We start from the raw sequence: 20,938 nt of genomic DNA, 5'->3' as shown, positions 1-20,938 counted from the left end.
GCGCGTGAGGCGGTGTGCCACACGCGCGCCGGCGAGATCATCCGTCGACGCCCAGCCACACCGCCAGGCCGAGTCCGGCGATCCCGACGGCGATCCGCAACGGCGCCGCCGGTAGACGTTTGACGGTCGGCGGCCCACACCAGCCACCGGCGAGGCAACCGATCGCCATGGCCAGCGCCGCCGTCCAGTGCACCGGACCCGACACGGCGAACAGCAGTGCCGCCACGAGGTTGGCGATCCCGAGGAACAGCGATTTCAACAGCGTTGCCCGCCAGAGTGATTCGCTGGTGAAGATGAGCGCCAGTGCCAGCAGCATGATTCCGGCGCCGGCACCGAAGTAGCCGCCGTAAATCGAGACGACCGCCAGACCGACGTACCAGATCCAGGGCCGGTCGACGTGGTGGGATGCCAGGTCGCGCAGCCGGGGTTGCAGGAGCAGCGCGATCGATGCGATGGCCACGAGGTAGGGCACCGTGACCTTGAAGCTGTCGGCGGGCGCGAGCAGCAGGACGACCGCGCCGATGGAGCCGCCGATCAGCGCGGCCACTCCCCCGCCGACGAGGCGTCGGCGGTCACCGTCGAGCAGGATGCGCCCGGACTGACCGAGGCTGCCGATCCCGACCGACACCAGTGCGACGGTGTTGGTGACGTTCGCCGCGATCGGCGGCAGGCCCACCGCCAGGAGTGCCGGATAGCTGACGACGGAGGCCAGGCCGGTGACGTAGCCGATGAGGCCCGCCCCGAATCCGGCAACGACGAGCAGGAGATAGTCGAGGATGCTCATCGGTCGCGGCGCACACTCGACGCGATGAAGCGCACGGTCGACGCGATAGAGCGCACGGTCGACGGGATAGAGCGCACGGTCGACGAAAAACTGCGCCCGGTCGACGAGATCTGGCGCCGACCGGGCGTCATGTCAGTGCGCGAAATGCCGTGCACCAGTCAGGTACAAGGTGATGCCGGCCTCATTGGCGGCCTCGATGACCTCGTTGTCGCGGATCGATCCCCCCGGCTGCACCACGGCGCTCACGCCACCGGCGATGAGGACCTGCAGGCCGTCGGGGAACGGGAAGAACGCGTCGGAAGCGGCCGCGCTGCCGGCCGCCCGCTCACCGGCGCGGGTGACGGCGAGGTGCGCCGAATCCACCCGGTTGACCTGACCCATGCCGACGCCCACCGAGGCGCCGTCCTTGGCCAGCAGGATCGCGTTGGACTTCACCGAACGGCAGGCACGCCAGGCGAATTCGAGATCGCGCAGGGTGTCCTCGTCGGCCGGGGCGCCGGCCGCCAGCGTCCAGCCGGCCGGGTTGTCGCCGGCGGCGTCGAGGACGTCGCGGTCCTGCATCAGCAGGCCACCGGAGATGGGCCGCGTCTCGATTCCGCCGCGCTTGGGCGGGACGGCGCGCAGGATGCGAATGTTCTTCTTGCGCTGCAACACCGACAACGCGCCATCGGCGAATCCCGGGGCGATGAGCACCTCGGTGAAGATCTCGGCGACCTGTTCGGCCATCTCGACGGTGATCTCGCGGTTGGCGGCGATCACCCCGCCGTAGGCGCTGACCGGGTCGCAGGCGTGTGCTTTACGGTGCGCTTCGCCGATGTCGGCGCCGACCGCGATGCCACACGGGTTGGCGTGCTTGATGATCGCCACGGCCGGCGCGTCGAAGTCGTGCGCACTGCGCCACGCCGCATCGGAGTCGGTGTAGTTGTTGTAGCTCATCTCCTTGCCGTGCAGCTGTTCTGCCGAGGCCAGGCCCTCGTGGTCGGCGGTCGACAGGTACAGGGCCGCGGCCTGATGAGGATTCTCGCCGTATCGCAGCACCGCCGAACGCGCCCATGTGGCGCCGGCCCACTCGGGAAATCCGGTTCCGGTGGGCTCGTGTTCACCCTGAGCGGTCGACGCAGGCGGGGCCACCACGCTCGACATCCACGAGGCCACCGCCACGTCGTAGTCGGCGGTGTGCCGGAAAGCCTTGGCTGCCAGTTCTTGTCGCTGCCGCAACGAGAACCCGCCGTCGGTCACGGCAGCACGCACGGCGTCGTAATCGTAGGGGTCGACGACGACGGCCACGCTGGGATGGTTCTTGGCCGCGCCACGCACCATCGACGGACCGCCGATGTCGATCTGCTCGATGCACTCGTCCGGGCCCGCGCCGGAGGCGACGGTATCGGTGAACGGGTAGAGGTTCACCACGACGAGATCAAAAGCCGCAACGCCCAATTCGGTCAACTGATCGACGTGCGAGGGTTTACGGGTGTCGGCGAGGATACCGGCGTGCACCTTGGGGTGCAGCGTCTTGACCCGGCCGTCGAGGCACTCGGGGAAACCGGTCACCTCCGACACCTCGATCACCGGGACACCTTGTGCGGCGATGGTCTTCGCGGTCGACCCGGTGGACACGATCTCCACGCCGGCGCCGTGGAGTGCGGTCGCCAGCTCCGCCAGCCCGCTCTTGTCGTAGACGCTGACCAGAGCCCGGCGAATGGGGCGGCGGGAGGCGTCGGTGCTGGGTGCGTTCACGGAATGTGGGCCTTTCGTCCGTCGATGACAACTCCTCGGGTGACGAGATCCGTCACCACGTCGGCGAGCAGCACACGCTCCACCGATTTGATACGTGCGTGCAGGGACTCCGCGGTGTCGCCGTCCTCGACGACGACCGGGACCTGGGCGAGCACGGGACCGGTGTCGACGCCCTCGTCGACCAGGTGCACCGTCGTGCCGGTGATCTTGACCCCGTAGTCGAGGGCGTCGGCTACGCCGTGCGCACCCGGAAACGCCGGCAGCAGCGCGGGATGCGAGTTCACGATCCGACCACCGAAGCGTCGAAGGAATTGGGGACCAAGGATTTTCATGAATCCGGCGGTCACGATCCACTCCGGGGCGAATTCGGCGACTTGCGCGGTCAGCGCCGCGTCCCATCCGCCACGGTCGGCATACTCGGCCATCCTGCACATGACGAGCGGAATGCCCGCACGCGTCGCGATTTCGCCGGCGCGGCACTCCCGGTCGACGGCGATGGCCACGACGCCGAACGGCGCCCCCGGTTCCGCCGCGCGGGAGAGCAGGGCCTCGAGCAGCGATCCGGTCCCCGACGCCATCACGACGATCGCCACACGATCGGCGGTCGGGGTGTCGGGGAGAGCGCCAGTCACACGTGCGAGCCTAGTGGGCCGGTCACCGACCGACGGCGTCGGGGCGGCAACTGCCACCGCGTTCGGTCACGTCGCAAACGCGCGCCGGAAGCGACGATCAGCGTTTCGTACGGGTCACGGTATCCGCGTCGTCGTACGTCCAGGGATCGTCGAGGTCGTCGGGGTCGATCCGGGCTGCCCGGGTCCGGTGCGGGCGTGCTGTGGGCGTCGCGTCGACGTCGCCGCCGTTGTCTGCCGGGTCGTTGTCTGCCGGGTCGGTGTCTGCTGCATCATCGGCGTCGGCGCCATCGAGATCACCGTCCTCGACGTCGGGGCCGGAGTACTCACCCTCGGCGAGGTCGGCGTCCGCGTATTCACCGTCGGCGGCGTAGCCGTCATCGACGTCCTCGTACCCGTCATCGAACTCGCCCTCGGCCAACTCGCCGTCAGCCGAGTACTCGTCGGCCAGATATTCGTCGGTGTACTCATCTGTCGCGTCGTCGTCTGCGTCGACGGCATCGAGCCAATCGCCGTCGTCGGCATCACGCCCGGCCGCTGCTGATGTGCGGGAGCGCAGTGCCGGCAGGAAGTTGAGGACGAGGCCGATCACGAGTCCGGACAACCCGATCCACCCCAGCGTGTACACGCCGGCGGTGACCAGCGTGATACCCGCGGCACCGATCTCCCCGAGGGTGCCGCCGGCCAGCCAGCCGAACACCACCATGGTTGTCGCGGCGACCGCGGCAGCCATGCCGATCGAGCGCGCGTACCGCAGTGGGTCGGAGGTGCGGCAACGCCAGGCCACGACACCGGCGATCACGAGCGGAACGAGCAGACCCCACGCCGCCCACCACACCGTGTGGTCGGGCAGGACGGCCAGTGCCGGCAGAGCGGGCACCGATCCGCCGCGGGCGGCGAAGAGGTCGACGGACGCTCCGCCGACGTGCGCCTCGGAACCGACGAGGACGGCGGCCGCTCCGATGATCAGGTTGGGCAGGTACAACACCGACAGCAGGGTGAGTCCCAGGTAGCCGTCGAAGTCGTAGCCGCCGGAGACGAGATCGCGCAGCGCGTCGAATCTCAGGATCAACCGCAGCACGATCAGCAGGCCACCTGCGGCGAACAGCGCGAGCACGGCCACGAATCCGTAGCGGATGCCGCGGCGGTCGGCGGCGCTGAGGCGGCTGGTGACCAGCTCGCTCCGTCCGAGAACGACCCCGGCGGTGGCGGCGAGACCTTGCACGACGAGGGTGAGGCCGAACGCCTCGAGGGCGTTGGGGCTCTGGATGGGCAGCACCGATGAGCCGTCCATGACGACGGCGAGTGCGATGGCCGTCATCAGCAGCGCACCGGCGACGGCCGACGCGCCGACCGCCACGTACTCGGAGAGGGTGTGACGGGACCGGCAACTCGACGCCACCACCGCTGCGGTTCCGCCGGCGACGAGCAGGGTCGGCAGCATCGGGAGGATGCCGATGCTCACCCCGGCGATGCTCAGGGGGACCTGGTTGATGGCGAGCCAACAGGTGGCGACGGCCGTTCCGATTCCCGACAGTCCGCTACCGGCCATCATCAGCACCGCGAACACGATGACCAGGGTGACGAGGATCGAGACGACCGGTACGGCGAACGCGATCAGGATCAGCTCGCGCGGGCCACGTTCGGGGCGGTCATGATGGGCGCGACGGGCCTGCCGAGCGTCGCGAAGTCGGGTCGCGAGGTTGTCGGCGGAGGCAACTGTTCTCAGCGTGGGCATTGGTTCGAGCGTGGCACGTGGGGCGTGTGAGGTGTCGCAGACGCGCCGCAGTCGAGTCAGAAAGCGATCAAACGCACGCTCTGCGCGAAGACGTAGCAGAAGGTAACGCTCAGGGCGAACCTTCTGCTACGTCTGCGCGAGAGAGCTGCTGAAGTCAGCTGTTGGCCTGCGGGGGCTCCGGCTTCTGGAAGATCGAGGTGCTCTCGGAGCCGGAGACCGCCTCGGATCCGGCCTGCGGAATCGCCGCGGTCGCCCCGGGAGCCGCGCCGGCCGACGGAGCGGCGTGCGCCCCCTGCCCGTATCCGGCATACGACGACGGGTCATAGCTCGGCGCTGCGGTCGGCTGGGCGCCCGACGGTTGGGCGGTGGTGGCCGGGGCACCCGACGATGCGGTGCCCGCGGTCGGGTAGGCGGTCGTGGCCTGGGTCGCGCCCGGGATCACCGCGGTCGCGCCCGGCTGGGAGGCGGTGCCCTGTGCCTGCGAGGTGACCCCCGGAGTGGAGGCGCCGTAGCCGTATGCGGTGGTGGCCTGCGCCGAGGCGGCCGCGGGGTCGGTGGCCTGCGCCGCGGTACCGGTTTCGGGTGCGGCGGCGGTCTTGACGACACCGAGATCGAGGAGCAACCAACCGATGGCGATCAGGAAGATCAGGATCGAGAGCACCAGCAGGATGATCGCGCCGGCACCGTGGCCGAGCGAGTAGTTGCTGGACTCGTCCAGATCGGCACCGGAATACATGATGATGGTGAGCAGCACGCCGGCGGTCGCCCCGGCCGCGACCAGCGGTGCCACCCGGTAGGACTTGATCAGCCCGGTGAACGCGAGGAATCCGGTCGCCACAACCAGGACGTAGGCGGCACTGAGATCGGAAGCGAAGAGCTTCTGCGTGTCGTTGACCACGTTTCCCTGGATGGTGTAACCGGCCGCGAACCCGCAGAACAGCAGGACGACGGCGAGCACACCGATGGTGGCCGCGAGGACGGGTGCCACGATCGGCGGGACGCCGGCGAACGGTTGCTTGGGTGCGGCGGGCTGGCCGTATGCCTGGCCATAGCCCTGTTGGCTGTATCCCTGCTGCCCGTAGTCCTGCTGGCCATAGCCCTGTTGCCCGTAGCCCTGTTGACCGTAGTCCTGCTGCCCGTAGCCCGATCCATAGCCCTGTTGGCCGTAGCCCGACTGCTGGCCGTAGCCCTGCTGACCGTAGGCGGACTGGTCACCGTAGCCCTGCTGGCCGTAGCCCTGTTGACCGTAACCCTGCTGGCCGGCGGTCTGGCCGTAGCCCTGACCGTAGGTCGGCTGCTGTGGATGGCCCTGCGGCGAGGATGCCTGGCCGGGCTGCGAATAGCCCGCCCCCTGCTGACCCTGGGTCTGTCCGGACTCGGGCTGCTGCCCGTAGCCGCTTCCTGGCTGGTAGCTCATGAGATTCTCCTACCGAATACGTGTTTGTCGCGTCTCCCCCGGCGCGCACAGTTGTCGCGCCCTGAGCGCACTCACCCGACCACGCTAATACATCGCGCGGACGCGCCACAGGGTCCCACGCCCGGTTGTGGATGACGCCGAGGTGCCGGGCGACCGGTCGTCGGTTGGATGAATGACGGGGTCGGCGGGGTTCAGGCGGGGTTGCGTGATGCGGACTGCGGGGCGGAACCAGCTGTGGCGCAAGGGGTCTCGAGGCTCGTCGCTATCGCTCCTCGCACCTCGACCATCGATCCAAAGGAATCGGCGCTACGAGAACCTCGACCATCGGTTGAAGAGCGTCGGCGCTACGAAAACCTCGACCATCGATCCAAAGGAATCGGCGCCACGGGAACGTCGACCATCGGTTGAAGAGCGTCGGCGCCACAGGAACGTCACCACCGGTTGGTGGCGACGAAACCCCGTCACCAGGCGTGTTTCGCTCCTTGCTCTTCGTACCAGGCGATCAGCGAGTAGTCGTCGACGGATCGTGGATCGATGTCGACCGACCGGCCGGCGAGGACCGAAGTGACCGGCACCTCGAGTTTCTTGCCGGTGCGGGTGTGCGGAATGGCCGGGGCGACGATGAGCTCGTCGGGCACGTGGCGCGGCGAGAGCCGCGAGCGGATCTCGGCGACCACCCGGGTGCGCAGGTCGTCGCCGAGTTCGGCTCCGGGGACGAGGGTGACGAACAGCGGCATCCAATACGCGCCGTCGGGGCCGTCGACGCCCAGGACGAACGCCTCGGCGATCTCGTCGATGCTCTCGACCACCTCGTAGATGTCGGCCGATCCCATCCGGATGCCGTGGCGGTTCAACGTGGCGTCGCTGCGGCCGTGGATGATCAGCGATCCGCGGTCGGTGACGGTGACCCAGTCGCCGTGTCGCCAGACCGGCGTCGTCGGCCCGACCGAGCTCCATTCGTGCTCGAAATAGGCGGCACGATACCGTGATCCGTCGGGGTCGTTCCAGAAGCCGACCGGCATCGACGGCATCGGGGTGGTGATCACCATCTCGCCCACCTCGTCAATCACCGGCGTGCAGTCGGGTGCCCAACTCTGTAGCGCGACACCGAGATAACGGACCGACAACTCCCCCGGAACCACCGGCTCTCCGACCGAGCCACCGGCGAAGGCGGTCACCACATCGGTGCCACCGCTGATCGAGGACACCGGGAGTCCGTGCGCCACATTGTCGTCGATCCACTCGAACAGGTCACCGGCCAGTGACGACCCGGTGCTGCCGATGGTCCGCAGTGCCGACAGATCATGATCGCGCCCGGGTACGAGCCCGGCCTTGCGGGAGGCCTGCAACTGGCCGGGGCTGGTACCGAAGTAGGTCACCTTCTCCGCGGCGACGATCTGCCACAACCGATCCGCGTCGGGATACAGCGGAGAACCGCTGTAGCAGACGATCGTCGAGCCGCACAGCAGACCGGCGATCTGGAAGTTCCACATCATCCAGCTCAGCGCCGTCTGCCAGAAGAACACATCGGACTCGTCGAGATCGGCATGGAGCGCAGCGGCTTTGAGATGTTCGACGACGACCCCGCCGTGACCGTGCACGATGCCCTTGGGCCGACCGGTGGTGCCGGAACTGAACAGCACCCACAGCGGATGATCGAAGGCCACCGGCACCGGGTTCACCGTCGACGAATTGCTGATGGCACTCGCGTAGGACAGGACACGTGGACCCGATTCCGGGCGGTGGTCGGTGCCGCCGACGACGATGTGCCCGGCGAGCTCGGGCAGGGCTGCGGCGAGCTCGGCACTGTCGGTGGTCTTGTCGATGTCCTTGCCGTTGTAGCGATATCCGCCGGCCGAGAACAACACCTTGGGATGCAACTGCCCGAGCCGGGCCGAGGCACCCTCGGGTGCGTAGTCCTGCCCGCACCCCGACCAGATCGCACCGAGCGACGCGGTCGCGAGGAACGCGATGACCGCCTCGGGGACGTCGGGCAGATACGCGGCCACCACATCCCCGACGCCGACGCCGAGATCGGCCAGGGTCGCCGCCAGCGCCCCGACCATGTGCGGCAACTCCGACCACGCGATCGCCGTACGGTCACCGCTCTCACCGATGCCGACGACGGCCGCGCGATCGGTGGCCGCACCGGCCTCGACCGCGCGGGCGTGCCGCAACACCTGATCGACGTAATTCAGCCGAACGTCGGGAAACCAACGCGCACCGGGCATGTCGACCGAGGCCAGCACCGCGGCGTCACCTTCTGCGAGCGGACCCGCGATCTCGGAGAGTTCGAAGAACTCCCATACCGACCGCCAGAAAGCGGCCGGCTCGCTCGTCGACCACGCCCACAACTCCGGGTAACCGGACACGTCGATGCCGTACTGCCGCGAGACCGCGTCGACGAATTCGTCCATCTGCGAACGTTTGTCGGTGGTGATCACCGACCCGACGCCGTCGGTCATCGCAGCGTTCCGAGGATCTCGACGGACTCCTCACGCATCTGCACCTTGCGGACCTTACCGGTCACCGTCATCGGGAACTCCTTGACCACGTGGACGAAGCGCGGGATCTTGTGGCGGGCGATCTTGCCGGTCGCGAACTCGCGGACGTCGTCGGCGGTGAGTTCGGATGCGCCGTCGCGCAGCCGAATCCATGCCATCAGTTCCTCGCCGTACTTCTCGTCGGGGACACCGATGACCTGCGCGTCGAGGATGTCGGGGTGGGTGTAGAGGAATTCCTCGATCTCACGGGGGTAGATGTTCTCCCCACCGCGGATCACCATGTCCTTGATGCGCCCGGTGATCCGGACATACCCGTTGGGGTCCATCACCGCGAGATCACCGGTCCGCATCCACGGTGAGCCCTGTGGATCGGTCGGTTCGGGGATGAGGACCTCAGCCGACTTGTCCGGCTGGTTCCAGTAACCACTCATCACGCTGTAACCGCGAGTGCAGAATTCGCCGGTCTCGCCGCGTCGCAACGTCTCTCCGGTGACCGGGTCGATCACCTTGATCTCCAGATGCGGACCGACCCGACCGACGGTGCCGACCCGCAGTTCCAGCGGATCGTCCATGCGGGTCTGTGTCGACACCGGTGAGGTCTCGGTCATGCCGTAGCAGATCGACACTTGCCCCATGTGCATACGGTCGACCACCTGGCGCATGACGTGTTCCGGACACGGCGAGCCCGCCATGATGCCGGTACGCAGCGTCGACAGATCGAATTCGGCACCCGAATCGAGCAGGGCGAGTTCGGCGATGAACATCGTCGGCACGCCGTAGAGGCTCGTGCACCGGTACTCGGCGACAGCGCGCAAGGCGGCTTCTGGGTCGAAGGTCGGCGACGGGATCACCATGGTCGCACCGTGACTGGTGGCGGCCAGATTGCCCATCACCATGCCGAAGCAGTGATAGAACGGCACCGGAATGCAGATCCGGTCGTCGGCGCTGTAGTCGAGGAGCTCGCCCACCAGGTACCCGTTGTTGCCGATGTTGCGGTGCGAGAGCGTCGCACCTTTCGGGAATCCCGTTGTCCCGGAAGTGTACTGGATGTTGATCGGGTCATCGGCGGTGAGCCCGGCGGCCCGATCGGCGACCGCGGCGAGTTCGTCCGCGGTGGGTGGCGCGGTGAGCTCGGCCCACTGCGAACTCTCGAACAGCACGACCTCGCGCAGTTCGGGCGCGGCCGGACGAGCGGCGGCGAGCATGCCCGCGTAGTCGGAGTCCTTGTACCGTTCGGCTGCCACCACCACACTGGTGCCCGATTGTGTGAGCGCGTACTCGATCTCGTGTTGGCGATATGCGGGATTGAGGTTGACCAGGATCGCACCGATCTCGGCCGTCGCATACTGGGTCAGCACCCATTCGGCCCTGTTGGGCGACCACAGACCGACCCGATCTCCTGCGGCGACGCCGAGTCTGCACAGTCCGGCGGCGAGCGCGAGGACGTCACGGCGGAACTCGGCGTAGGTCCACTGGGCGCCGGTCGGGGCGTCGATGAGGGCCATCCGGTCACCGTGGCGTTCGGTGATGCGAGCCAGCGTCGCCCCGATCGTCTCGATCAGCAGCGGCGGTGCTGCGTCGCCCCGGGCGTAACTCAGCTCGGAGTCGTCTCGCGTGGAAGCCGATTCGGTCATGGTGATCACTTTCCTCCGATGTGGCGGGTACTCAGGTGGTCGGTGCGGGGGAAGTCTCGGTACTCGATGCCTCCGAGGCGGCCGCACGCGAGAGGACGGCTTCGGCCTGGCGGAACACCGGGCCGTCGATCATCTGTCCGTCGATGCTGAACACGCCGCCCCCGAACTCGGCGGCCCCATCGATGACGCGTCGCGCCCACTGGAGTTCCTCGTCGCTCGGCGAGTAGCCGGCGCGGATGATGTCGACCTGGGAGGGATGGATGCAGGCGGTGGCGGCGTATCCGAGTGCGACGGCGTCGGTCACCTCGTCGCGAAGCCCGTCGATGTCACGGAAGTCGATGTGTACGGAGTCGACGGCGAACTTGCCGTTGGCCGCCGCTGCGAGTCGCACCGCCGAACGCGCATAACGCGCCACGTCGCGATAGGTGCCCGAACGCGGCTCGTCCGGGCCGAACCTGCTGGATTTGCCGCCGAGCCCGGCCACGAGATCCTCGGCGCCCCACATCAATCCGATGCAGTTGACGCCGGCGGCGATGTCGTTGACCCGCACCACCCCGGTGGGGGTCTCGATCAATGCGATGGTCTGCAACGCGGTTTCGGTGATCGACTCCACCGTCTCCGCCTTGGCCTGCATGACGACCCGGTAGTTGGTGTCCGAGAGCGCGGCGAGGTCGCGCCGGTAGTCACCGGTGCCTGCCGGATTGATCCGCACCACGGTGCGATCGGGGTCGAGCGGGTGGGCGATCAATGCCTCGCGGGCGGCCACCCGGTTTTCCGGGGCGACGGCGTCCTCGAGATCGAGAATGACCACATCGGCGCGGTCGGCGGCCTTCTGGTAGCGCTCGGGTCGGTCCGCAGGACAGAACAGCATCGCAGGTCCTGCGGGCGCCCAGGCATTTCCGAACGATTCCGCCACTGGCAAGGTCATGATCTCCTTCGACTCCTTCGTCGTCGCTGCACGGATTTCTCGACGCCCTTCTCGGCCTCAGGTCGGTGACGAGTCCGACGGGCGCCTGCGTACCAGTGTCGCGCGTGCCGCCTTGGCGACGATCACCCCGTCCTGGTTGCGGCCGATGTGGGTGAGGTGCACCACTCCCTCTCCTGGCCGCGACCTGGACTCGCGTTTGCCCGTGCACTCGGTCTCGGCGTAGAGCGTGTCGCCGGCGAACAGCGGTGCGGGAAAGTCGACTTCGGAAAAACCGAGATTGGCCACCAGGGTGCCCTGGGTGAGCTGCGCGACGGACAAGCCGACGATGGTGGAGAGGGTGAACATCGAGTTGATGAGTCGCTGCCCACCGAACCCGGGTTGCGTCGCCGACCACGCCGCGTCGAGGTGCAACGCCTGGGTGTTCATCGTCAGCGTGGTGAACAGGACGTTGTCGGCCTCGGTCACCGTGCGGCCCGGTCGATGTTCGTAGATCGTACCCTCGGCGAATTCCTCGAACCACAGTCCACGCTGCACCACCCGGACCGGCGTCGACGTCGCTTCGGCATTCTCGCTCATGAGAATCCCAGCTCGCGGGCGATCAGCATGAGCTGGACCTCGGTGGTGCCCTCCCCGATCTCGAGGATCTTCGAGTCACGGTAATGGCGGGCGACCGGATATTCGTTCATGAAGCCGTACCCACCGTGGATCTGGGTGGCCATGCGCGCATTGTCCATCGCGGCTTCGCTGGCGATCATCTTGGCGATGGAGGCTTCCTTCTTGAAGGGTTTGCCCGCCAACATCTTTGCCGCCGCGTCGTAGTACGCGGTGCGTGCGACGTGGGCGCGCGCCTCCATCCGGGCGATCGCGAACGACACCGACTGGTACTCACCGATCGGTTTGCCGAAGGACTGGCGCTCCTTGGCGTATTTCACGCTCTCGTCGACGCATCCCTGCGCGACGCCGGTGGCCAGTGCGGCGATCGCGATCCGTCCCTCGTCGAGGATCGACAGGAAGTTCGCGTAACCACGGCCCCGCTCGCCGAGGAGGTTCTCCTTGGGGACCCGGACGTCGGTGAAGGTCAGCGGATGGGTGTCGGAGGCATTCCACCCGACCTTGTTGTAGGCCGGCTCGGCGACGAAACCCGGCGTGCCCGACGGCACTACTATCGTCGAGATCTCCTTGCGGCCGTTGTCTTTCACACCGGTCACGGCGGTGACGGTGACCAGCGAGGTGATGTCGGTGCCGGAGTTGGTGATGAACTGCTTGGCGCCGTTGATGATCCACGAGTCCCCGTCGTCACGCGCGGTGGTGGCGGTGGCACCGGCATCGGATCCGGCGCCGGGTTCGGTGAGCCCGAAGCCGGCCAGCGCCCGGCCTGCGGTCAGATCCGGAAGCCACCGCTCCTTCTGCTCGGGGGTGCCGTACTTGTGGATCGGCATGGCGCCCAGGCTGACCCCCGCCTCGAGGGTGATGGCCACCGACTGGTCGATCTTGCCGAGTTCCTCCAGCGCCAGTGCGAGCGCGAAGTAGTCGCCGCCCATGCCGCCCTCCTCCTCGGGGAAGGGCAGACCGAACAGTCCCATCTTGCCCATCTGGGCGATCACGTCGTACGGGAAGCTGTGTTCGGCATCGTGTTTCGCCGAGACCGGGGCGACGACCGATTGCGCGAAGTCGCGCACGGTGGCGATGAGGTCGGTGTATTCCTGGGTCAATTCCATGGGCGGGAGTCCTTTTCGTGCGTCAACGTCTGCGAACTTGTCATGCGGCGTCGGGAGTGGGGGCCGGGCTGTCGATGTGGGCGAGTTGCTGACCGGCGGAGACCTTGTCGCCCACGGCGACCGAGACGGTGGCGGTCCCGTCGATCGGTGCGGTCAGGGTGTGTTCCATCTTCATCGCCTCGACCACCACGATCGCGGTGCCCGCGCCGACCTCGTCGCCGGTGGCGGCCGATACCGCGACGACGGTGCCGGGCATCGGGCTGACGATGGTGCCTGCTGTTTGAGCGGCGTCGGCGTCGAGTACGGTGCGGGTCAGTTCGACGATCCACGTGCCCGCGGGCCCGGAGGCCCACCACTGGTCGCCGATCTCGGCGAGCGACCACTGCTGACTGATGCCGTCGACGATCAGCCGTGCGGTCCGTCCGCTCGTGGTGGCGTGCTGGGCAAGGTATTCCACGTGCGCGGTCCACGGCTCTGCCGTGTTCTCCTCCGCAGCGTGCCGGTCCGCAGCAGTCTCATCCGCGGCCGGGGTGCCCTCGTCGGGATCGGGTGTGGTGGTGATGGTGACGTCGGCGGTGACCCAACGTTCGTCGGCGCCGTGGACCTCCGCCGACACCTCGCGCCGGTGGGTACCCGCACTGAGCCTGCTGACGACCGGCGCGTGCGCGCCGAGCCGGAAACCGACCTGACTGTCCCACACGTCGTCGGCGCGCCGGTTGCCGACGCGGGCGAGCCCGACCAGCGCCAGCGCCTCCGGAACGGGCTCGGGCGCAGCGTAGTCGGCGGCCAGCCGGTCGAGGAGTTCGGTGTCGAGGCGAGCCTCGCGCACCTCCGGGCGGGCCAGCACGAAGCGGCAGAAGTCGGTGTTGGTGACCACACCGAGGACACGGGTTTCGCTCAGCGCGTGATCGAGGCGTTCGATGGCCTCCGCGCGATCGCCGCCGTGGGCGATCACCTTGGCCAGCATCGGGTCGTAGTCGCTGCCGACGACGAGGCCGGGCAGCATCGCCGAATCCACCCGCACCCCTTGACCGGCCGCGGTGTCGGGCTCGGCAAGCGAGACGATCTCGCCGCCGGTCGGCAGGAAGCCGTTGGCGGGGTCCTCGGCATAGACGCGGGCCTCGATCGCATGACCGACCAATGTCACGTCCTCCTGCGCGATCGCGAGCACCTCGCCCCGCGCGACGCGAATCTGCTGTTCCACCAGATCGATTCCGGTGACCATCTCGGTCACCGGGTGCTCGACCTGTAGACGGGTGTTCATCTCCATGAAGAAGAACTCGTCGGGTCGGTGGGCGGACACGATGAACTCGACCGTTCCCGCGCCGGTGTAGCCGACGCTGCGGGCGGCGTCGCAGGCGGCCTGTCCGATCCGCTCCCGCGTCGCGGCATCCAACAGCGCCGACGGCGCTTCCTCGATGACCTTCTGATGACGGCGCTGCAGCGAGCACTCCCGCTCACCGAGATGGATGACGTGGCCGTGGGTGTCGGCGAGGACCTGCACCTCGATGTGACGCGGGGTGTCGACGAAGTGCTCGAGGAACAGCGCGTCGTCGCCGAAGGCCGCCGACGCCTCCCGCCGTGCCCTGGCCAGCGCATCGGGCAGATCGTCGGGGTTCTCGACCCGGTGCATGCCCTTGCCACCGCCGCCCGCACTCGGCTTGATGAGCACCGGGAAGCCGATTTCCGGTGCGGCGGCGATGAGATCGTCATCGGTCAGTCCGGGCCGCGACAACCCGGGCACCACCGGTACCCCGCGTTCGGTGACCGCCGCACGTGCGGTGATCTTGTCGCCCATCGTCGCGATCGCCGACGCCGGCGGACCGATGAACGCGATGCCGGCCCTGGCCAGCGCGTCGGCGAATTGTTGGTTCTCCGACAGGAATCCGTAGCCCGGGTGCACGGCGTCGGCTCCGGTGGCCTGCGCGGCGCGCACCACCGCGCCGATGTCGAGGTAGTTACCCGCCGAGCGTGGATCTCCCGGGGCCACCAGCGATCCGAGATGCACGGCGGTGTCGGCCTCGCGGACGTGGCGGGCGTGCGCGTCGGGGTCGGTGTAGATGGCGACGCTGCGCAGGCCCAACCGGCGCAGTGTCGCGATGACGCGGCAGGCGATCTCGCCGCGATTGGCGACGAGGACGGTCCGGATGGGCGTCACCACGGCGGCCGCGGGGTCGGCCGCTTCCGTGGTCGGCGTGGACGGTGTTGCGTTGGAACGGATGTCAGAAGTCGTGGTCATGTGTATAGCCCTCACATCCGGAAGACGCCGTAGCGCGGTTCGGTCAGCGGCGCGTATCGGCACGCCTCGAGCGCCAGTCCGAGCACGGTGCGCGTGTCGGCGGGATCGATGATGCCGTCGTCCCACAGGCGCGCGGTCGAGTAGTAGGCGTCGGACTGTTGCTCGAACTGCTCTCGGATGGGTTGTTTGAAGGTCTCCTCCTCGTCGGTCGACCATTCGCCGCCGGAGCGTTCGATCTGGTTGCGGCGCACGGTGGCCAGGGTGTCGGCGGCCTGCGGGCCACCCATCACCGAGATCCGCGCGTTGGGCCAGCTCCACAGGAACCGTGGCGAGTAAGCGCGGCCGCACATCGAGTAGTTACCGGCCCCGAAGGAGCCGCCGATCATCACCGTCAGCTTGGGCACCCGGGCACAGGCGACCGCGTTGACCATCTTGGCGCCGTTCTTGGCGATTCCGCCTTCTTCGTATGCGCGTCCCACCATGAAGCCGGTGATGTTCTGCAAGAAGATCAGCGGTATGCGTCGCTGGTCGCACAGCTCGATGAAATGTGCTCCCTTGAGCGCGGATTCGCTGAACAGCACGCCATTGTTGGCGATGATGCCGACCGGATGGCCGTGCAGATGCGCAAACGCGGTGACCAGGGTGGTGCCGTAGTTGGCCTTGAATTCGGTGAATTCGCCTGCGTCGACCAGGATCTCGATCACCGAGCGCACGTCGTAGGGGGTGCGCGGATCGGTGGGGACGACGTCGTAGATGTCGGTCTGCGGTCGTGTCGAGGGCTGGGCTGCGGTGAGCTCCCACTGCGCGGGGTCACGGGGACCGAGGGTCGCGACGATCTCGCGTACCTTCGCCAGGGCCTGCTCGTCATTGTCGACGAGGTGGTCGGTGACGCCGGAGACCGACGAGTGCATCGCCCCGCCGCCGAGATCCTCGGCCGACACGTCTTCTCCGGTGGCCGCTTTCACCAGCGGTGGGCCGGCCAGGAAGATGGTGCCCTGGTTGCGCACGATCACGGTTTCATCGCTCATCGCCGGTACGTAGGCGCCGCCGGCCGTCGACGAACCCAGGACCGCCGAGATCTGCGGGATACCCGCGGCACTCATGGTGGCCTGGTTGAAGAAGATGCGACCGAAGTGCTCGCGATCGGGGAACACCTCGTCCTGTTGCAGCAGCATCGCGCCACCGGAGTCGACGAGGTAGATGCATGGCAGGCGGTTGGCCGCGGCGATCTCCTGGGCGCGCAGGTGTTTCTTGACGGTCATCGGGTAGTACGTGCCGCCCGAGACCGTCGCGTCGTTGGCGATGATCATGCATTCGCGCCCGGCGATCCGCCCGACCCCGGCGACGACACCCGCCGAGGGGACCTTGCCCTCGTACATGGCGTGGGCGGCGAGCGGCGCCACCTCGAGGAAAGGCGAACCGACGTCGAGTAGTCCGTCGACGCGGTCGCGCGGGAGGAGTTTGCCGCGCGAGACATGGCGTTCGCGGGCCCGCTCGCCTCCGCCGCGCGCGGCCGTGGCGAGGGCCTGCCGCAGGGCGGCGACGTTGGCCAGGTGTTCATCGCGCGACGTGGACCGGTTCTGCGGCGCGGTCTGCGTCGGGCTGGTGACTGTGGAACCCACCGACCCACCTTTCAGTTAGTGGTGATTAACTGAACTCACTGTAACGCACCCGCCTGCGCGGTGTCACGCAGATGTCATTGTCCCAGCCGACGTGACGACGATCACGATTTTTCGTATCGTGATGGTGAGCCCACCACCCACGGGCCAACCGCACCTGCGTCTCCCCACCCATGGGAGTCGCGCGCCACAACTACAGAAGGCCAGGTAGAACCCATGACCCTCGCCCCGCATGCCCCCGCGACCAGCGGACTCGAAGACCGCTACGTCCGCGAATCGGGCACCGTCTTCCTCGGCGGCATTGCCGCCCTCGTCCGCATGGTGCGCGATCGAGCGCTCGTCGATCGCCGCATGAATCAGCGCACCGCGTCCTTCATCTCCGGATACGAGGGCTCTCCTCTCGCCGGTTACGATCTCGAACTCGCCAAGCGTCGTGCACTGCTCGAGCCCCTCGACATCGTTCATCGCCCCGGTCTCAACGAGGAGCTCGCCGCGACCTCGGTGATGGGGTCGCAGGTCGCCGCTCAGGTGACCGGGCTGGCTCCCGACAACGCCGGTAAGCCACGCTCGGGTGTGGTCGGCTACTGGTACGGCAAGGCTCCGGGTCTCGATCGCGCCTCCGACGCACTGCGGCACGCCAACATCATCGGCACCCACCCCGACGGCGGCGCGGTCGCCCTCGTCGGCGACGATCCCGGCGCGAAGAGTTCGACCGTGCCGTGCGCCTCGGAGATGGCACTGGCCGACCTCTACATCCCGATCCTGTACCCGGCCGACTCCCAGGACATCCTCGACCTCGGTGTCCACGCCGCCCACCTGAGCCGTGTCAGCGGACTGTGGACGTCGCTGAAGATCTCCGCACACGTCGCCGACGGCGCCTCGACGGTGCAGCTCGACCCCACCCGCATCACCCCCGAATACGGCGGCCTCGGACGCAGCCCGCACGTTCCCTCGGGGCGTCTTCTCGGCGCGAATCTGATGGAGCTGGAACAGAATCAGCTCACCATCCGGATGCCTCGGGCCCATGAGTACGCCCGCCTCAACGGCCTGAATCGGATCACAGTGCGCTCGAGCGACGATCGCATCGGCATCGTCGCCGCGGGCAAGACCTACCTCGACGTGCGCGAGGCCCTGCATCTGATGGGGCTGACCGAGGCGGATCTCAATCGCCTCGGAATCCGAATCCTCAAGCTGGGCATGGTGTACCCGCTCGAGCAGGAGATCTTGCGGCGTTTCATCACCGACACGGCGTCGGGACGTCTCGACGAGGTGATCGTCGTCGAGGAGAAGCGCGACTTCATCGAAACGATGATGCGCGACATCCTGTTCCGCGACCCCATCGCCCCGCACATCGTCGGCAAGGTCAACGAGGACGGGTCCACACTGTTCTCGCGCTTCGGCGAACTCGACGTCGACGCGGTCACCCGGGGTCTGGCCATGCGGTTGGCGCGACACCATCACGTCGACGCCGCGATCGACTGGCTCGACCGCAGCAGCCGTCGGCGCACGCGGATCGAACTGCCGCTGGCCGTGCGCACCCCGTACTTCTGTTCCGGATGCCCCCACAACAGTTCGACGCACGTGGCCGAGAACACCCTCGTCGGCGCCGGAATCGGTTGCCACGCCATGGTTCTGCTGATGGACCCCCACCAGGTCGGCGACGTCGCCGGGGTCACCCAGATGGGCGGCGAGGGCGCGCAATGGCTGGGCATGGCGCCGTTCGTCGAGGCCGATCATTTCGTGCAGAACATCGGCGACGGCACCTTCACCCATTCGGGATCACTGGCCATCCGCGCGGCGGTGGCAGCGGGCGCGAACATCACCTACAAGTTGCTCTACAACGGTACGGTCGCCATGACCGGCGGCCAGGATCCCGTCGGTGGCTTCAGCCTGGCCGAGATCACGAATCTGCTTCTCGCCGAGGGCGTCGGACGTATCGTCATCACCTCCGACGACCCGTCGCGCACCAAGGCAAACGCCTTGCCGTCCGGGGTGAGCGTGCGTGATCGCTCCGAACTCGCCGACGTCCAGCGCGAACTGGCGGCCGTCGAGGGTGTGACCGTCCTGATCCACGATCAGGCGTGCGCAGCGGAGAAGCGCCGCAAGCGCAAGCGCGGCACCCTGGACACCCCGACCACTCGGGTGATGATCAACGAGCGCATCTGCGAGGGCTGCGGCGACTGTGGCGAGAAGTCCAATTGTCTCTCGGTGCATCCTGTTCCGACGGAGTTCGGGCGCAAGACCCGCATCGATCAGAGTTCGTGCAACCTCGACTACTCGTGCCTGAAGGGCGATTGCCCATCGTTCGTCACCGTCACCCCCGGAACCAACAACCGAACACAGAACGCGACGGCCGCCGAACTCGCCGCCGACTCCTTGCCACGGCCGACTGTCACGCGAGCACTCACGGGTCCGGGCACCGATGTGGCGACGCTGCGGATCACGGGCATCGGTGGTACCGGCGTGGTCACCATCTCCCAGATCCTGGCGACCGCAGCCACTCTCGACGGCCACGCCGCGCGCACCGTCGACATGACGGGGCTGGCCCAGAAGGGCGGTGCGGTGGTCAGCGACGTGAAGATCTCCAACCGGCCGATCGAGCTGGCCGCCAAGGTGGCCTCCGGGACGTGCGACCTGTACCTCGCGTGCGATTCCCTGGTCGCCGCCGACGCGGTCAACCTCAAGGTCACCGCCCCGGACCGGACCACCGCCGTGGTATCGACCACGCGTATCCCGACCGGTTCGATGGTCGTGGACACCTCGGTCGGATTCCCCTCGGACGCACAGATCCACGACGTGATCGACTCGCGGGTGGCACGCACGGTCTACCTCGATCCGGGAGCGCTCTCGACAGAGCTGTTCGGTCACGAGCAGTACGCCAACATGCTCGCCGTGGGCGCCGCCTATCAGGCCGGCGCGCTGCCGATCAGCGCCGAATCCGTGGAGCGCGCAATCGGTCTCAACGGCGTCGCCGTGGCGGCCAACACCCAGGCCTTCCGCCGGGGGCGTCAGGTCGTGGCCGACCCGGATGCCGTGCGCGCCGAGATCGCACGGCTGCATCCGGTGGTGACCGCACCCGAGCCGAGCGAGTGGGCGCAGTCGCAGGTAGCCGCTCTCGGCAGCATCGACGACGAGTTGGCACACACCATCGCGGTGCGCGTCGATGATCTCGTCGGTTACGCCGACGAGCGTTACGCCCGTGAGTATCTCGACGCCGTCGCACGAGTACATCGCAGCAGCGCGGGCGACGAGCTGACCGACGCGGTGGCTCGCAATCTGTACAAACTCATGGCCTACAAGGACGAGTACGAGGTGGCTCGGCTCACCGCCGACCCGACGTTCGCCGCGCAGGTCGCCGACCAGTACGGCGCCGACGCGAAAGTCGCGGTGCGTCTGCACCCGCCGACCCTGCGGGCCATGGGCATGAAGGAGAAGATGTCGCTCGGCGCGTGGGCCAAGCCCGGCCTCGGCACCTTGGCGAAGATGAAGCGGCTGCGCGGCACCCGCCTCGATCCCTTCGGCTACAACGAGATCCGCCGGACCGAACGCGCCCTCATCGGCGAGTATCGTTCACTGGTCGATTCGATCGTCGCCGCCTGGGAGTCGGGTTCGGTGACACCGCAACAGTATTCGTCGATCGTCGAGCTTGCGGCCCTGCCGGACATGGTTCGCGGCTACGAAGGCATCAAGATGGCCAACGTCGCGCGCTATCGCGAGACCGTTGCCCAGATGCGTTCCACCCTCGGACTGTAACCACCACATCCACCACGGGCGCCCCTCGCTGCTGCGAGGGGCGCCCGTGTCGTCCGCGCCCCTCCTCATCGATAATCGAGACCCTCCCCCGATGGTCGAATAACCCGTTCTACTCGATAGCCGAAAACTCTTACCCCCCGATGGTCGAACAACCCACCCGGCCCGATAGCCGAGGACCCTTCTCCCCGATGGTCGAGGTGCGAGCCGCGTGCGGCGAGCCTCGAGACCCGGCGAGACA

Annotated in this window: 13 protein-coding genes; 1 reads left to right on the top strand and 12 read right to left on the bottom strand. The window is 67.7% G+C overall.

Annotated features, from left to right (window positions below; all coding sequences use genetic code 11):
- Positions 1-37: 37 nt before the first annotated feature.
- The 12 genes from P3L18_RS26635 to P3L18_RS26580 all read right to left on the bottom strand — a co-directional run bounded on the left by P3L18_RS26635 (position 38) and on the right by P3L18_RS26580 (position 16,881).
- Positions 38-784 (bottom strand): sulfite exporter TauE/SafE family protein, encoded by a 747-nt coding sequence (locus P3L18_RS26635; protein ID WP_014359154.1) that lies wholly within the window; start codon positions 782-784, stop codon positions 38-40.
- Between the two features lie 132 nt (positions 785-916).
- Complete coding sequence (gene purH / locus P3L18_RS26630) at positions 917-2,521, bottom strand: bifunctional phosphoribosylaminoimidazolecarboxamide formyltransferase/IMP cyclohydrolase (RefSeq protein ID WP_079931642.1); 1,605 nt, start codon at positions 2,519-2,521, stop codon at positions 917-919.
- Positions 2,518-3,099 (bottom strand): phosphoribosylglycinamide formyltransferase, encoded by a 582-nt coding sequence (gene purN / locus P3L18_RS26625; protein ID WP_276115823.1) that lies wholly within the window; start codon positions 3,097-3,099, stop codon positions 2,518-2,520. The genes purH and purN overlap by 4 nt, the downstream gene beginning before the upstream one ends.
- A 151-nt stretch (positions 3,100-3,250) precedes the next feature.
- The gene (locus P3L18_RS26620; protein ID WP_276115810.1) at positions 3,251-4,888 is read right to left on the bottom strand and encodes a DUF6350 family protein; all 1,638 of its coding nucleotides are present in this window, start codon (positions 4,886-4,888) and stop codon (positions 3,251-3,253) included.
- A gap of 154 nt (positions 4,889-5,042) precedes the next feature.
- Positions 5,043-6,305: a DUF5336 domain-containing protein gene (locus tag P3L18_RS26615; protein WP_276115809.1), complete on the bottom strand. Its 1,263-nt coding sequence runs from the start codon at positions 6,303-6,305 to the stop codon at positions 5,043-5,045.
- A gap of 461 nt (positions 6,306-6,766) precedes the next feature.
- Positions 6,767-8,770 (bottom strand): acetoacetate--CoA ligase, encoded by a 2,004-nt coding sequence (locus P3L18_RS26610; protein WP_276115808.1) that lies wholly within the window; start codon positions 8,768-8,770, stop codon positions 6,767-6,769.
- On the bottom strand, positions 8,767-10,443 hold the full coding sequence (locus P3L18_RS26605) for an AMP-binding protein (RefSeq protein WP_276115807.1): 1,677 nt from the start codon (positions 10,441-10,443) through the stop codon (positions 8,767-8,769). Before P3L18_RS26605 ends, P3L18_RS26610 begins: the two co-directional genes overlap by 4 nt.
- 31 nt (positions 10,444-10,474) lie before the next feature.
- Positions 10,475-11,371: a CoA ester lyase gene (locus P3L18_RS26600; protein WP_020172135.1), complete on the bottom strand. Its 897-nt coding sequence runs from the start codon at positions 11,369-11,371 to the stop codon at positions 10,475-10,477.
- A 57-nt stretch (positions 11,372-11,428) separates the two neighbouring features.
- Positions 11,429-11,947 (bottom strand): MaoC family dehydratase, encoded by a 519-nt coding sequence (locus P3L18_RS26595; protein WP_079931634.1) that lies wholly within the window; start codon positions 11,945-11,947, stop codon positions 11,429-11,431.
- Entirely contained in the window at positions 11,944-13,089 is a 1,146-nt protein-coding gene (locus P3L18_RS26590) for an acyl-CoA dehydrogenase family protein (protein WP_014359145.1), read from the bottom strand. Before P3L18_RS26590 ends, P3L18_RS26595 begins: the two co-directional genes overlap by 4 nt.
- A gap of 40 nt (positions 13,090-13,129) precedes the next feature.
- Positions 13,130-15,250 carry a biotin carboxylase N-terminal domain-containing protein gene (locus P3L18_RS26585; protein ID WP_276115822.1) on the bottom strand — a complete coding sequence of 707 codons (2,121 nt, stop codon included), beginning with the start codon at positions 15,248-15,250 and terminating at the stop codon, positions 13,130-13,132.
- An 89-nt stretch (positions 15,251-15,339) separates the two neighbouring features.
- A complete protein-coding gene (locus P3L18_RS26580; protein WP_094602556.1) occupies positions 15,340-16,881 on the bottom strand; it encodes a carboxyl transferase domain-containing protein in 1,542 nt (513 codons plus the stop codon).
- Between the two features lie 282 nt (positions 16,882-17,163).
- Between P3L18_RS26580 and P3L18_RS26575 the strand changes: the two genes are divergently transcribed.
- Positions 17,164-20,700, top strand: coding sequence for an indolepyruvate ferredoxin oxidoreductase family protein (locus P3L18_RS26575; RefSeq protein WP_276115806.1), 3,537 nt, complete (start codon positions 17,164-17,166; stop codon positions 20,698-20,700).
- The last annotated feature ends 238 nt before the right edge of the window (positions 20,701-20,938 follow it).

It is taken from the genome of Gordonia sp. N1V (assembly GCF_029269935.1).
Lineage (GTDB): Bacteria > Actinomycetota > Actinomycetes > Mycobacteriales > Mycobacteriaceae > Gordonia > Gordonia polyisoprenivorans.
The sequence above is the reverse complement of the archived record's forward strand: the minus strand, read 5'-3'. Positions and strand labels throughout refer to the sequence as shown.

Excerpts from the sequence above, each read along its gene's own strand:
- P3L18_RS26635 (WP_014359154.1), bottom strand. The coding sequence starts at position 784 with ATGAGCATCCTCGACTATCTCCTGCTCGTCGTTGCCGGATTCGGGGCG.
- purN (WP_276115823.1), bottom strand. The coding sequence starts at position 3,099 with ATGGCGTCGGGGACCGGATCGCTGCTCGAGGCCCTGCTCTCCCGCGCG.
- P3L18_RS26620 (WP_276115810.1), bottom strand. The coding sequence starts at position 4,888 with ATGCCCACGCTGAGAACAGTTGCCTCCGCCGACAACCTCGCGACCCGA.
- P3L18_RS26615 (WP_276115809.1), bottom strand. The coding sequence starts at position 6,305 with ATGAGCTACCAGCCAGGAAGCGGCTACGGGCAGCAGCCCGAGTCCGGA.
- P3L18_RS26610 (WP_276115808.1), bottom strand. The coding sequence starts at position 8,770 with ATGACCGACGGCGTCGGGTCGGTGATCACCACCGACAAACGTTCGCAG.
- P3L18_RS26605 (WP_276115807.1), bottom strand. The coding sequence starts at position 10,443 with ATGACCGAATCGGCTTCCACGCGAGACGACTCCGAGCTGAGTTACGCC.
- P3L18_RS26600 (WP_020172135.1), bottom strand. The coding sequence starts at position 11,371 with ATGACCTTGCCAGTGGCGGAATCGTTCGGAAATGCCTGGGCGCCCGCA.
- P3L18_RS26595 (WP_079931634.1), bottom strand. The coding sequence starts at position 11,947 with ATGAGCGAGAATGCCGAAGCGACGTCGACGCCGGTCCGGGTGGTGCAG.
- P3L18_RS26590 (WP_014359145.1), bottom strand. The coding sequence starts at position 13,089 with ATGGAATTGACCCAGGAATACACCGACCTCATCGCCACCGTGCGCGAC.
- P3L18_RS26575 (WP_276115806.1), top strand. The coding sequence starts at position 17,164 with ATGACCCTCGCCCCGCATGCCCCCGCGACCAGCGGACTCGAAGACCGC.